This is a genomic window from Microbulbifer maximicatervae (SeqCode), assembly GCF_052467815.1.
The window spans coordinates 3,336,105-3,349,126 of record NZ_CP174326.1; the positions used below are offsets into that span (position 1 = coordinate 3,336,105).

8 protein-coding genes are annotated in these 13,022 nt (G+C 47.9%); 6 read left to right on the forward strand and 2 right to left on the reverse strand.

Annotated elements, in window-relative coordinates:
• Nucleotides 1–1,167, forward strand: coding sequence for a glutathionylspermidine synthase family protein (locus ACJJIW_RS14575; RefSeq protein ID WP_444916115.1), 1,167 nt, complete (start codon nucleotides 1–3; stop codon nucleotides 1,165–1,167).
• Between the two features lie 56 nt (nucleotides 1,168–1,223).
• On the opposite strand, the gene ACJJIW_RS14580 is transcribed toward ACJJIW_RS14575, so the two are convergent.
• The gene (locus tag ACJJIW_RS14580; RefSeq protein WP_282933394.1) at nucleotides 1,224–1,856 is read right to left on the reverse strand and encodes an acyloxyacyl hydrolase; all 633 of its coding nucleotides are present in this window, start codon (nucleotides 1,854–1,856) and stop codon (nucleotides 1,224–1,226) included.
• 776 nt (nucleotides 1,857–2,632) lie between these two features.
• Between ACJJIW_RS14580 and ACJJIW_RS14585 the strand changes: the two genes are divergently transcribed.
• The 3 genes from ACJJIW_RS14585 to ACJJIW_RS14595 all read left to right on the forward strand — a co-directional run bounded on the left by ACJJIW_RS14585 (nucleotide 2,633) and on the right by ACJJIW_RS14595 (nucleotide 8,048).
• Entirely contained in the window at nucleotides 2,633–4,108 is a 1,476-nt protein-coding gene (locus tag ACJJIW_RS14585; protein WP_444935541.1) for a lytic polysaccharide monooxygenase, read from the forward strand.
• A gap of 1,653 nt (nucleotides 4,109–5,761) precedes the next feature.
• Complete coding sequence (locus ACJJIW_RS14590) at nucleotides 5,762–7,384, forward strand: vanadium-dependent haloperoxidase (RefSeq protein WP_444935542.1); 1,623 nt, start codon at nucleotides 5,762–5,764, stop codon at nucleotides 7,382–7,384.
• A gap of 85 nt (nucleotides 7,385–7,469) precedes the next feature.
• Nucleotides 7,470–8,048 (forward strand): hypothetical protein, encoded by a 579-nt coding sequence (locus ACJJIW_RS14595; protein ID WP_444935543.1) that lies wholly within the window; start codon nucleotides 7,470–7,472, stop codon nucleotides 8,046–8,048.
• Between the two features lie 280 nt (nucleotides 8,049–8,328).
• Here the strand turns inward: ACJJIW_RS14595 and ACJJIW_RS14600 are convergent, their stop codons facing one another.
• The gene (locus ACJJIW_RS14600) at nucleotides 8,329–9,942 is read right to left on the reverse strand and encodes a hybrid sensor histidine kinase/response regulator (RefSeq protein WP_444935544.1); all 1,614 of its coding nucleotides are present in this window, start codon (nucleotides 9,940–9,942) and stop codon (nucleotides 8,329–8,331) included.
• Nucleotides 9,943–10,273: 331 nt separating this feature from the next.
• Here ACJJIW_RS14600 and ACJJIW_RS14605 point away from each other — a divergent pair, with 331 nt between their 5' ends.
• Nucleotides 10,274–11,686 (forward strand): amidohydrolase, encoded by a 1,413-nt coding sequence (locus ACJJIW_RS14605; RefSeq protein ID WP_444935545.1) that lies wholly within the window; start codon nucleotides 10,274–10,276, stop codon nucleotides 11,684–11,686.
• Nucleotides 11,683–12,984, forward strand: a complete 1,302-nt coding sequence (locus ACJJIW_RS14610; protein ID WP_444935546.1) for an amidohydrolase family protein — start codon at nucleotides 11,683–11,685, stop codon at nucleotides 12,982–12,984. The genes ACJJIW_RS14605 and ACJJIW_RS14610 overlap by 4 nt, the downstream gene beginning before the upstream one ends.
• Nucleotides 12,985–13,022: the final 38 nt, after the last annotated feature.

Genomic DNA, 13,022 nt, shown 5'->3' on the forward strand with positions numbered 1-13,022 from the left:
GTGCTGAGGTTGCCGATTGGTGAGCGCCCGCGTTGGCAAGAGCGAGCGCAGGAGTTTGGGTTTCACTTCCATACCATGTATGGCGAACCCTACTGGGATGAAAGCGCCTACTATCAATTCTCTTTGGAGCAGATAGAAAAGCACATTGAAGATCCCACTGAAGAAATTCACCAGATGTGCCTGGATGTCGTTGCCCGTGTGCTTGAGGATGAGGAGTTGCTGAGGCGGTTCTGTATACCCGAGCAGCACTGGGACTTTGTGCGAGCATCCTGGCGTAACGGCGACCCCAGTCTCTATTCTCGCCTGGACTTTGCCTATTCCGGCCAGGGGCCGGCAAAGCTCTATGAGAACAATGCTGATACTCCCACTTCTCTGTATGAAACCGGCTTCTGGCAGTGGTTGTGGCTACAGGACAATGTCGATCGCAGGTCTCTGCCGCTACAGTCTGATCAGTTCAATAGCCTGCAGGAAAAGCTGGTTAACCGCTTCCATGATTTACAGTTCCTGACCCCGGGGCGGGAGTTGCATTTCGCCTGCTGTAAAGATACGGAAGAGGACCGGGGCACGGTTCAATATTTACAGGATTGTGCCTCCGAAGCGGGGATCAATAATCATTTTGTCTTTATCGAAGATATTGGCCGGGATGAAGCGGGTCAGTTTACCGATTTGAATGATCAGGTAATTACCTGGATGTTTAAGCTGTACCCATGGGAATTTATGCTCCGAGAGGAGTTTGGGACCCTGTTGGCAGGAAGCAATGTCCGTTGGTTGGAGCCGCCCTGGAAGGCGATTATTTCCAATAAGGCGCTTCTGCCAATGTTGTGGAAGCTTTTTCCAGAGCACCCGAATCTCCTTCCCTCTTTTTTTGAGGATGAGCTGGACAAGGCTGCGGATTTCCCGGAATTAGTTAAGAAGCCAATCTTTTCACGAGAAGGGGCGAATATTTCGGTAGTAAAAGGGGCGGATACCACTTTGCTGTCCGATGGCCCCTATGGGCAAGAAGGATTTATCTATCAGGCTCTGCATCCTCTCCCCAAGTTTGGAAAGAACCATACCCTGGTGGGAAGCTGGCTTGTTGATGACTTGGCAGCGGGAATGTCCATCCGGGAAGATTCAAACCTGATTACCCAGGATATGAGCCGTTATCTGCCACATATCATCCTCTAGGCCCGCCAACGACTGCAGGCGCTGACATCAAGCCGGCGCCTGCTCAATCCTCTTCTTTAAAAGTTATAGTGCAGCCGCAGCTCAAAAAAATTCACTCCGGAATTTTCAGAACAGGTTCCTGCATTTGAGTAGTGCAGTGCGTAAGTTGTGACTCCCCAGCGGCGCTCACTCCCAAAGTCAGAGCCCAATCCGATTCGATCCTCAAACTGGAAATGACATCCCAGAGTTGTGTGATTTGTGTTTTTACTCACAATATTGGATTCAGTAATGTAACTGGCCCCCACGGAAAACTCGAAGTAGGGAAAGATAGGCTTGTCCCACTGGGGTAGGTACTCAAGCCTCCATACCGGGCTCACTGACATACCGTGAACTAAATCCTCTCCCCGTTTGGAGACGTCTGGATCGCCATCGTCCAGGCCGGATCGCCATTCAAAGTAACTGGTCTCCAGTCGCGTTTTGAGCGTCCATTTCTCAGCAAGGGACCACTGCCAGGGTAGGTCCTTGGATATGGCAAGGCGATATTGGGTGAGTTCATTGCGACGATTGGAAAATCCCGGGCCGGCTCCAACAATTGCAGCCCACCGTTTATCCGGGTTTGTTGCCGTTTCAGCCAAAGACCAGGCTGGAAGCAAAAGAGAAGAAAATAACAGACACAGGCCGAGCCTGCGGATAATCAAGTACAACATCATCCCTGATCCTACCTTTCCTACTACGAATGGTGACTACAAGAAAATGATTGGTTAGGGAAACTCAAAATCATCCGGGTTCTTTTCCAGTGTAGACAGAGGTGAGCGAATATAGGTCTTTTATCCCAGTGGTAATTTACTAATGGGAATAATTTACTGGGCTGCAGTTGTATTTGTTGCCAGGAAAACGCTTGCAGTGACAGTTTAAAAAAAGCGGTGACAGTAATGGTTTTCTTATATGTAACGAGGTTTTTTCTTAGGATGAAATACGTGTTTGTAGGTTGGGGTGGCTGCCAATCCCCGTCCTTCTGGCAACTGTTGTGGGTAGGCAGTCTCGAGAGATTTATGGTTTTAAGACAGTCAGGTTTATCTATTTTGAATTGTAATAGGAGGGCTATTCGTAAAAGAGGGTGTCATCTATTGATAATTATTGGGTGTGGGGACTTATATTAAGTTAAAAATCGGTTGTGAAATTTCTCATCCTGTTGAAGGTTTGCTTCTCCTCTATTTAAGGATTCTCTATGGTTTTTCGTCTTATTTTTTAATTGATAATTTATTTTTGAAAAAAAATACCTCTTGATGTTATGTTTTAAGAAAAATGGTGCGCTGGTGGTCTTCTGAAGTTTGTAAATTTATATCAATAATTGTCAGGAACCGTGCTGTTAAGTAGCGGTCCATAATTCTGTCGCCAACATTACACATCGAGTATGTGTAATCAGGATAAGGACCTGGTTCAGCTGGGGAAGGAGGTTGGACGAAATTGAATAACAGGCATAGATATGATTTTACGAAAAACCAAACTAGCATCTGCAATTAAACTACCCGTATTAAATAGTGCCCTGATGGCAATAGCACTGGCCGGTATGAGTTCAAATGCACTTAGCCATGGCTATGTAGAGGCCGCTGATGGCGGCGTTGCATCCGCTCGTGGAACCTTGTGCAAATATGCTCTCGATACGGGAGAGATGAATGTTGACTGCGGTGCTGTTCAATGGGAACCGCAAAGTATAGAAGGGGATGAAGGTTTCCCTGAAAGTGGTCCTGCTGATGGGCAGATAGCCAGTGCAGGAGATAGCTCCTGGTCAGAATTAAATGAGCAGTCCTCTGATCGCTGGGTTAAGAATTATATTAGCTCCGGTTGGCAAACTTTTAAATGGCGCTTTACCGCCAATCATGTAACCCGGGACTGGAAATATTACATTACCAAAGAAGGTTGGAATCCAAATGCGGTTTTAACCCGCGACCAATTTGATCTGGATCCATTCTGTGAGGTTGATGGCAACTATGAGCAGCCTGCGGTAAATACGACACACGAGTGTCAGGTGCCGGAACGTGAAGGCTACCATGTAATTCTTGCTGTGTGGGATGTGGGTGATACGGTTAATGCTTTCTATAACGTTATCGATGTCGAGTTTGATGGTGATAATGTTGTCAATACTGACTGGAGTGTTGGGGGCACTATTAACCCAACTCAAGATCTGAATGTGGGTGATAAAGTTTACACTCGTGTATTTGATAGCTCCGGCGAAAACTCTTCATACTCTACTGTCCTGGAAATTGCTTCGGATGAACAGGGTATCGCTGAAAACTGGTCTCACGATCTGGCTGAGCTGATCAACCAGGAGCAGAGCAGCATCCGCGCCGGTGATTATGATGGTAGCAGCAGTTTTGAGCCTCTATATGGTATCAACAGTATCTACTTGTTAGAGAGTAGCAGTTTAGAAAATGTTGAAATTGGATATGAGCTTGTTCAAGACCAGGATGATGACTCTACCGATGACGACAATAATTCCGGTGATGATAATTCGGATAACAGTGGAGACAATGGCGACTCTGGAAATTCCGGTAATTCCAGCTGTGAAGCGTTTGTGCAGCAGTATGGCGGTGATCCAGGTTACTCGATTGGCGACGTAGTTATCTATGACAATGTTGCTTATGAATCTACACATGAGCCAAACTGGTGGTCGCCGAGTGCCGCGCCGCAATTCTGGAATGAAACTACCTGTGATGGCTCCGATAGTGGCTCAGACGATAGCTCTGATAACGGCTCCGATGACAGCTCTGATAGCAATAGTGGAGACGATAGCTCTGCAGTTTCCTGCCCTGAGTTCCAGCAGCCTTACGCGGGTGATGACGGTTACCAGGTTGGAGATAGAGTGACCTTCGGTGGCCAAGTTTATATCTCAACCTATGGACCAAATTGGTGGTCTCCATCTGCTGCTCCGCAGTTTTGGGAAGAGAGCTCCTGTCAGTAGCTGGCAAATTCAATCACCTACCAAAAGGTAGGTGATTGAACTGGGTTCGATCTAAGAGCATGGTTTCCTGAAGTCGGACAGATTTATTAACCTATCTGGTGTATTACTTCTTGTGATACACCAATCTCGCTCTCTCCTGTTAGATGAACAGGCTTAATTCTTCACTCCTAATCAGCTCTCTGCTCCTGGGTTGAGATAATCAAGCGTTGTTAGTGGATGGCTCCACGAGTAATGATCAATCCCCATTTCTGCACTATGTCCGCTTTATTGGGTCAAAAATGGCTCAACAGTTAGCTTGCACGCCTGATATTTTATCCCCATGTCGGTATTTGCGATCGAATAATACCGTCTAGCTCTGGAGCTATAAATAAGTAATAGCAATTGCTTTTTTAGGCTTGGTTATTTAAATGCTGGATTATATCGTCTGTCATTCCAAGTAAAATTTAGTTGAGTAGATAGAGTATTTCAGGGGCAATAGTTGCTGAAACTGGAAAATAAACTATTTGCCTAGTCTAAGTGTTGATCTAAAAGTCTAACTGTCTGCATAGAAAATTGTTAATCCCTTAAGCGGTGTTTACATTGGGTCATAGTGAATGTGCAATGTATTTTATTATTTTACTGCCTTAATAGCGTGAGAGTAGAGGGTGCTTCTATAGGTTCTGTATGTGTGTGATCTCAAGAGTATATTTCTCATAGCACTGCCTGGGAGTTGTCATCTACTGGCAATTTAATTGTTTCGAATGCTCAGGGCCTTGCGTATGACGACTTTGTTTTTGTTGTGCTGACTATGATTTTCGCGTTTAGATGTTAATTGTAGTTACGTATTTATTAATATTTTTTAGTATTGGGTTTTTGGTTGGGAATTGGTTGTGTAAGTTTTTCTTGTGGTGGGAAATTCCATTGGTTTGAATTTAATGGGTGTGTAAATTTATGAAAATAATTGTCAGGAACCGTGTTGATAAACCGTGGTCTATAGGTTTGTAATAATTATTATATTCGAGGTTTGCCTCGCCAGGTAATACTAACCTGTTTCAAATGGGGAAATTAGACAAGGTTGAATAACAGGTAAAGAGATGAATTTACAAAAATCCAAACTAGTATCGGTAGTCAATCAATCCGTTTTTATGTGCTTGCTTAAGGCTGGAGTATTGTTCGAGGTTAGATCAAAGACTTTTAGTCGTAGTGATGAAGAGGCTGCCGATGGGTAAATTGTCGGTGCGGGAAACAGCGTCTGATCGCTAATTTTAAAATTATATTCGCTCTGGTTGAAAAACCTTTATCTAGCACTTTTATGCAGGTCCATTGTCCGCAATTTATTGAGAAAATGGTCTCCCTTAGTAGCAGGAAATGGGAGAGCGAGCCGTATTCAGCTTGGCTCAGCATCTAAAAAATAACTACCTGATAAGAGAACCATTTTGATGTTTGGCTTTCTCTTCATTATCGGCGCCATGTCTATATGGATGTATGAAATTAATCGATATGAAGCGGTGGGGATCAACATAGGGGGCAGGTTTGTAGTTTGCAAGCAGAGACTTGCGAGAAATATTACTCGGCATGATTTCTACAGCCTGATGCGATTTACGAAAGCATACTTACGGCCACTGATAGATGTACTGATTCAGCGCGCCCTTTAATATCTAAGGACGTAATACAATGAACCATATCTTTTTAAAAACATCAGCCTGCTTTTTAGCTGCCGGCTTATTACTGGCAACGGATGTTGTACAGGCTCAGAAGACGAAGGGTAAGCAGCCCAAGGGACAAACCAGTGCTTATCTAGGAGAAACCAGCCGATCAACTCTTTCCAAAGGTGTACTTGATCGGCTTGAGCGGACATCGGGGAAGTCTGGTGAGCTTAATAGACCTAGAGACCGTGTTGTATTTTGGTTTAACACGATGCTCGACTCATCGGCTATCGATCATACTCCCGACCCTGATACCGGTGAAGTGGATTTCTACCAGGGGGGGCCTACCCGGTCCAGTCGCGCATTCGCCATCGTACAAACTGCTGTGTTTGACGCTCTGAACGCCTTTGACGGCAAATACCAACCTTATAATGACCTCGGTGTGCTCGACACCAGAGATGCATCCAAAGATGCAGCTATCGCTTACGCCGCTTACGAAACCTTGCGCGCACTCTATCCTGATCAGTCAGAGCGGTTGCAGGAATTACTGCAATCCGACCTCGACCAGTCAAGAGATAGTGCTGAAAGGATTGCCAAGGGCCAAGTGATCGGCGAAGCCGCCGCTGCGGCCATGCTCGCGGTGCGAAGCAACGATAAGGCCGACCACTTGGAGCCCGCTTATGGTGAGGGCGGTGCTGTCGCGGATGGGGATGACACCTATCACTCTACATCGGTCAACACGGGGGCTACGGTACCGGGAGAATGGCAGCCAGATCCTGTGGACCCTGTTGGCCACGATTCCGTGGCTCTCGGAGCCTATTGGGGCAGTGTGACACCTTTTTCACTAAGTTCAGGTGATCAATTCCGCAGTCCGATTCCGCCTACAATTACGTCTGAGGAATATGCCGAAGCCTATGAGGAGGTGGCAGCCCTCGGCGGATCCCCAGCCAATACTATTACCCCATCGACGTCCACGGCAGAGACACGATTTATCGGGAATTACTGGGGATATGACGGTGTACCGTTATTGGGCATTCCCCCGAGACTATATAACCTTATTGCCCTGCAGGCGGCACTGGATAACAACATCGAGAATGAGCTGGATCTGGCCCGGTATTTTGCTTTGATCAATGTGGGGCTGGCGGATTCTGGTATCGCTGCGTGGGATAGCAAATACTATTACAACTATTGGAGACCGGTTACCGGTATTCGCATCGATGACGATAACCCATCGACCTTGCAGGATGAGCAATGGTTGCCGGTAGGGGTGTCAGTCATCAATACCACCATAGCGATTAGGCCAACACCGCCGTTCCCCTCCTACCCATCGGGTCATGCTACCTTTGGTGCTTCCACCTTCGAGATTATGCGCAGCATGTTTGGAGACCAGCCCTTTACTTTTGTATCGGAAGAATACAATGGGGAAGGCTTCGATCCATTCACGCCGGATACACCGAGGCCTTTGGTACCTGTCCGTTTTGAATCCTATACCGCCGCTCAACAGGAAAATGGCCTCAGCCGTATCTATAACGGTGTGCACTGGGACTTTGACAATATTGCAGGCCAAATCATGGGCGAGCAGATCGCGCAGAATTTAATGAACAACGTCGAAGCGTTTAGCTTGATTAGTAGATCAAGGACTCGCAGGTAAACTATTTTTACGCTATGAGCTAAATTCTCACTCTCCATCAGGTGCCGCTCCGTAAGGGGCGGCCACACCAAAGGTAACTCACCGTATGAATAGCAAACGATATATTGCAGTGGCAGTGTTCGGAATAATCGCTTTTGGGTTTTTAGCTACGCACACACTCATAGAGCCAGTCGAAAACGAGAAGGTCTGGGTAGGTAAACAGGAGTCGGCACAGGATGTTGAAAGCGTTATCCACCCCGCAAAAACACCCGCTTCAGTGGCACTGGCTAGCAACGACATTAAGGCTGCATTCGAGCGGGATACTGTTATCAAGTTGAATAGTATTGTTCGTCGTTCCCTGACTACTATTCGTAAGTATGATGCTGAGATAAAGGCCGTCCGAGCGGAGAGTCTTGCGGCGACTCAAGGCCGGGTTGATGGGCAGCAAGTGGCATCTGCGAAGGCAAGTCTCGCCAAGCTGCAGGAGTGGGATTTGGAAGCATCCAGGGCTCTCAAGGATATGAACGCAGCCGTTGAGGAGCTTGAGGCAAGTGGAGAACACTATAACGCAGCAATTTTAGCGGGCATGGTACGTTTCGTGGAGACTGTGTCCACTGAAATAGGAGACGAGCACACCAAGCTGACAAGATTGGTGGGGAAGGGGACCGTAGCGGCAAAATTGTGACATACCACTAAGAAAGCATCGGCTTGAAAATTATCGAGATTGTACTGAGCGGGAAGATGATGATATATCGATTGATTTTGGTTTGGGGGCTGCAAGCGCTAAAGTAAAAGGAAGTTCTGTTTGAGCTGCTTTTGGGCGGCCTTATCCTGATTACTTTATCACTTCACTTTTTACAGCGAATTATCATAGAGGTCATTCCATAAGCCAACAATTGGTATCTGAACTCTGTGGCGTAGCTGTCAGCTAGGCTGGTTGCGGCGATTCAGATAGAGTTTGTTTGTTACCTGGGTAAAGTTATTTTTCCGCTGGCAATCATCTCTTCAATCTTTTTACTGAGGCGCTCGAACGTAAATGGTTTCTGAATGCAATCCAGAACCCCGTCAGAAATTACTTCCTGAACTTTACTATCCACGCTGTAACCGGTGGAAAGAATAGCTTTCACTTCGGGGTTAATCCGTTTTAAAAAAGCGAACAATTCTTGCCCATCCATGCCTGGCATAATCATATCCAGCAGGACCAAATCTACTTCATCACTATATTTTCGGTAGTAAGTTATTGCCTGCTCCGCCGTTGCAAAGGTAACGACGTTGTGGCCGTTCATTTCAAACAGGGCTTTAGAGTAGGTGCGGACAATTGCCTCATCGTCGACAACCATAATGCGCAACTTGCGCTCGCGAGCCAGTTTCTTGGCCTGGTAAGTTCTCTTTTTGGCTGGGGGCTTGGAAATTGGCAGGTATAGCTTAAAGCAGCTGCCAATTCCCTCACGGCTCTGACACTGTATAGCGCCCTTATGTAAATGAATGGTGCCGTGCACTGCGGCAAGGCCCAGTCCAGCACCACGTCCACTTTCCTTGGTGGTGAAAAATGGTTCAAAGATACGACGCCGCACTTCGTCAGACATGCCAGTGCCGCTATCGGTAATTGTTATTAAAAGATATTGACCCGGTTGAACTTCAAAATCAGCGATAGAAGCTGATCTTTCAATGGTGATATTAGTTGTTACAAACCTCAGTGAACCACCGCAGGGCATGGCATCCTTGGCATTGATCCCAATATTCAGTAGGGCGCTCTTAAGTTGAGCGGGATCACCTACGATATGTGGGCGACTTGCATTTAACTGCTGCTCAATTTCGATTCTACGATCAATTGTGCGGGTCAGCATGGCGCAAACATCACGAATAATTTCGTGAGTATTACAGTCCTTAAGTTGGTAATTTCCTTTTCGAGCGAAGGTAAGCAGCTGCTTGGTAAGCTCTGCCGCATGCCGGGCTGTCGTTAATATATGATTGGTATACTCATTGATGCGGGCATCAGTGGATATTTGCCGAATAACTTCAGCATAACCATTGATCCCATGAATCATATTATTGAAATCGTGGGCAATTCCACCAGCAAGCTCACCGATGGCTTGCATTTTTTGAGCTTGTCGAAGCTCTTCTTCTAGCAATCGTTGTTTAGTGATGTCCGAGCCAATGCTGAGAATTCCCGCAGGATTGCCTTTTTCATCTGAAATGATTTTATTGGTCCAGGCGATCCATATACGCTTACCGCTTTTGGTAACGTTTTCATTAATATTGTAACGGTGTTCTTCTGGGGATTGGCAAATACGCTCTATCAATTGCCGTAGATCTCGGCCGCTTGTCTCGCTAGCAGGGACAATTGTACCAATTAAGTGTCTGCCAATTATCTCGGCTTCTGTATAGCCAAATAACTGTTGAGCGTACTCGTTAAAGGATGTGATACGACCGTGTTGATCGCAGCGCATAATGATCGAATTGGCATGTTCAACCAGCTCCCGATAACGTTCCTCACTTTTACGCAAGGCTTCATAGACTTGAGTTGAGTCTTTATCCGAATTGGTAGCAATCGATGGGGAGAGCGGAAAAATGGGCATGTTGTTTTCCTTGATCACCTATTTTTCCTCCTGAATGCGGCGGCCTGTTTTCCCGCCAGAAATTCCACCATGAAGATGTTCAAAAGTATATAGGCAGGGCGGTGTATTTTGACCGTATAGACATTCTTTGTTGACTGGCTGTTCTTTTTAGTTCGTTATGTCATCCCGTGTATTTTCGCGTTGCAGTAGCGATGCTTGCAGGCTGCTATGAATACTTTTGTGAGGGGGTATTTGTTTATTGCCGGTCATTTGTGACAAATTGGGTAGTGGCTCTGTCGGTACAAACTGGTAGCATTCACCGCCAATATTCAAAACAATTGGATGAATGACTATGCAGCTGCAATCCCGAATTCTCGGGCGCAGTATCGCGGCTCTATTAGGTGCCTCGCTACTGCTGTCCGCATGCGGAGAGAAGCGTGTTGACAGCGAACCGAGATCCCTCGATTTCGCTCGTGTGGATGCCTTCCCCTCCACTTATTCTGTAACTCAGTCCCGCCCTGTGTTGATTCAGGGAGCTACCCTGCTTACCGGCACTGGGGAGCAGCAAGAAAATGCGGACCTGTTGTTTGAAAATGGCAAGATCAAGGAGATCGGTAAGGGATTGCAGGCCCCCGAAGGTGCCTTGATTGTCGATGGCAAAGGTAAGTGGGTCACTCCCGGCATTATCGATGTGCATTCTCATCTGGGTGATTATCCAGCTCCGGGGATTGAATCTGCCCAGGATGGCAATGAGATGACCTCGCCAAACACTGCCCAGGTTTGGTCGGAGCACTCTGTCTGGACCCAAGACCCCCAGTTTCCCTTGGCTCTTGCCGGAGGTGTAACAACCCTGCAAATCTTGCCGGGCTCGGCTAACTTGTTTGGCGGCCGCAGTGTCACCCTGAAAAATGTACCCGGCCGCAGTGTTCAGGATATGAAATTCCCCGGCGCTCCCTACGGCTTGAAAATGGCCTGTGGTGAAAACCCCAAGCGGGTTTACGGTGGCAAAGGTAGCTCCCCCTCAACTCGAATGGGTAACGTAGCCGGCTATCGCGATGCCTGGATTAAAGCGAGTGCCTACAAACAGGAGTGGGAGGATTACGTTGAGAACGGAGGGGATGAGCCCAAGCGCGACCTGCAAATGGAAACTCTGGCGGGCGTACTCAATGGCGATATTCTCGTCCACAACCATTGCTACCGCGGTGAGGAAATGGCGGTGATGATGGACGTTGCCAAGGAATTTGATTTCAAAATTTCCACTTTCCACCACGCAGTGGAAGCTTACAAGGTGGCTGACCTGTTGGCTGAAAACAATGTTTGTGCGGCAATGTGGGCTGATTGGTGGGGCTTTAAGCATGAGGCCTACGATATGACCGAGGCCAATATTGCCATTGTGGATCAAGCCAAAGCCTGCGCAATGATTCACTCGGACTCCGGTGTTGGCGTACAGCATTTGCACGAGGAGACCGCGAAGGCAATGACTGCAGGTCAGCGTGCGGGCTTCGATATTCAGCCCAAGGATGCGGTGGTTTGGATGACCTTGAACCCCGCCAAGGCTCTGGGTATTGCCGATCAAACTGGCAGCCTTGAGAGCGGCAAGATGGCGGATATCGTTGTTTGGTCCGGCAGCCCCTTCAGTGTTTACACCCATGTAGATCAAGTTTTCATCGATGGAGAATTGATGTTCGATCGCGCGGACAAGAAACGTCAGCCACGCACCGATTTCGAGTTGGGTATTCTCGATGCAGAGGGAGAGCGACTGTGAGAAAAGTAGCTGTTTATTGTGCGCTGGCCCTGGGGTTGATGTCAGCCGCTGGCCAGGCAGAGACCATCCTGATCAAGGGTGGCAAGGTACACACCTTGGCGGGGCAGGGCAGCCTGGAGTCCGCAGATATTCTGGTTGTGGATGGCAAGGTCCAACGGGTGGCCCCCTCATTGGAGGTGAATGCAGATCAGGTAATTGATGCGCGCAACAAGGTGGTGACGCCGGGTGTGATAGCGCCCATTTCTGAACTGGGGTTGGTCGAGATCAGTGCGGCCAGCGCCACCAATGATCACCAGGTGACCGGTGACAGTATCGGTAGTGCCTTCAATCCGGTACCTGCTTACAACCCTAAGTCCACCCTGATCCCATTCAACCGGGCGGGTGGAGTCACCAGTGCCGTTGTTTCACCGGGAATCAGCACTTGGGACAGCGGTGCTATCGATGCTCAGCAGATATTTGCAGGGCGCAGTTTTGCCATCAAGTTGAATGGTGAATTTGATAGCGTCAAAGTAAAGAATGTTGCGCAAAAAGCTTATCTGGGAGAGTCCGGTGGTGAATTGGCCGGCGGCAGCCGTGCCAATGCTTATGCCAAGGTGGAGAACGCTCTGCGTGAAGCTCAGGAGTATCGTGATAATCGTGCAGCAATTCACCGTGGAGAGTGGCGAGAGCTGGATTACGATCTGGCAGATCTGCAAGCTCTGCAGCCGGTGATCGATGGTAAGGAGCCTTTAATGGTAACTGCCAACCGTGCCAGCGATATTCTTGCTGTGCTGGAGCTGGCTAAAGCCTACAAGGTGAAGCTCGTCATTGTCGGTGCAGCAGAAGGTTGGATGGTTGCAGACAAACTGGCACAGGCCCAGGTGCCTGTAGTCATAGATGCGATCAACAATATTCCGGCTTCATTTTCCAGCTTGGGAGCGCGGCTGGACAATGCTGCGATTCTGACCAAAGCTGGGGTAAAGGTAGCAATCAGTGGGCCCGATTATGTGGCGACTCACAATGTCTACCTTTCCCGTCAGTCCGCCGGAAATGCTGTAGCCAATGGCTTGCCCTATGAGGAAGCCCTAAAAGCGATCAGTAGTAATGTTGCTGAGATTTTTAATCTTGAGGGCGGTACGTTGGAGCAGGGTGCGGTTGCGGATATTGTGATCTGGAGCGGTGATCCCCTGGAAGTTACCAGCTACGCTGAGCAGGTCTTGATTGAGGGTGAGAATCAATCTCTGGTGAATCGCTCAACGCGCCTCAGAGATCGACACCTCAAGCCCGCAAAGGGCCATGAGTTTGGTTACAAGCACTAAGATGCAAAGAGCGGGCTTCTAGCCCGCTTTTCTTTTTC

Excerpts from the sequence above, each read along its gene's own strand:
- ACJJIW_RS14595 (WP_444935543.1), top strand. The coding sequence starts at position 7,470 with ATGAATAGCAAACGATATATTGCAGTGGCAGTGTTCGGAATAATCGCT.
- ACJJIW_RS14580 (WP_282933394.1), bottom strand. The coding sequence starts at position 1,856 with ATGATGTTGTACTTGATTATCCGCAGGCTCGGCCTGTGTCTGTTATTT.
- ACJJIW_RS14600 (WP_444935544.1), bottom strand. The coding sequence starts at position 9,942 with ATGCCCATTTTTCCGCTCTCCCCATCGATTGCTACCAATTCGGATAAA.
- ACJJIW_RS14585 (WP_444935541.1), top strand. The coding sequence starts at position 2,633 with ATGATTTTACGAAAAACCAAACTAGCATCTGCAATTAAACTACCCGTA.
- ACJJIW_RS14605 (WP_444935545.1), top strand. The coding sequence starts at position 10,274 with ATGCAGCTGCAATCCCGAATTCTCGGGCGCAGTATCGCGGCTCTATTA.
- ACJJIW_RS14590 (WP_444935542.1), top strand. The coding sequence starts at position 5,762 with ATGAACCATATCTTTTTAAAAACATCAGCCTGCTTTTTAGCTGCCGGC.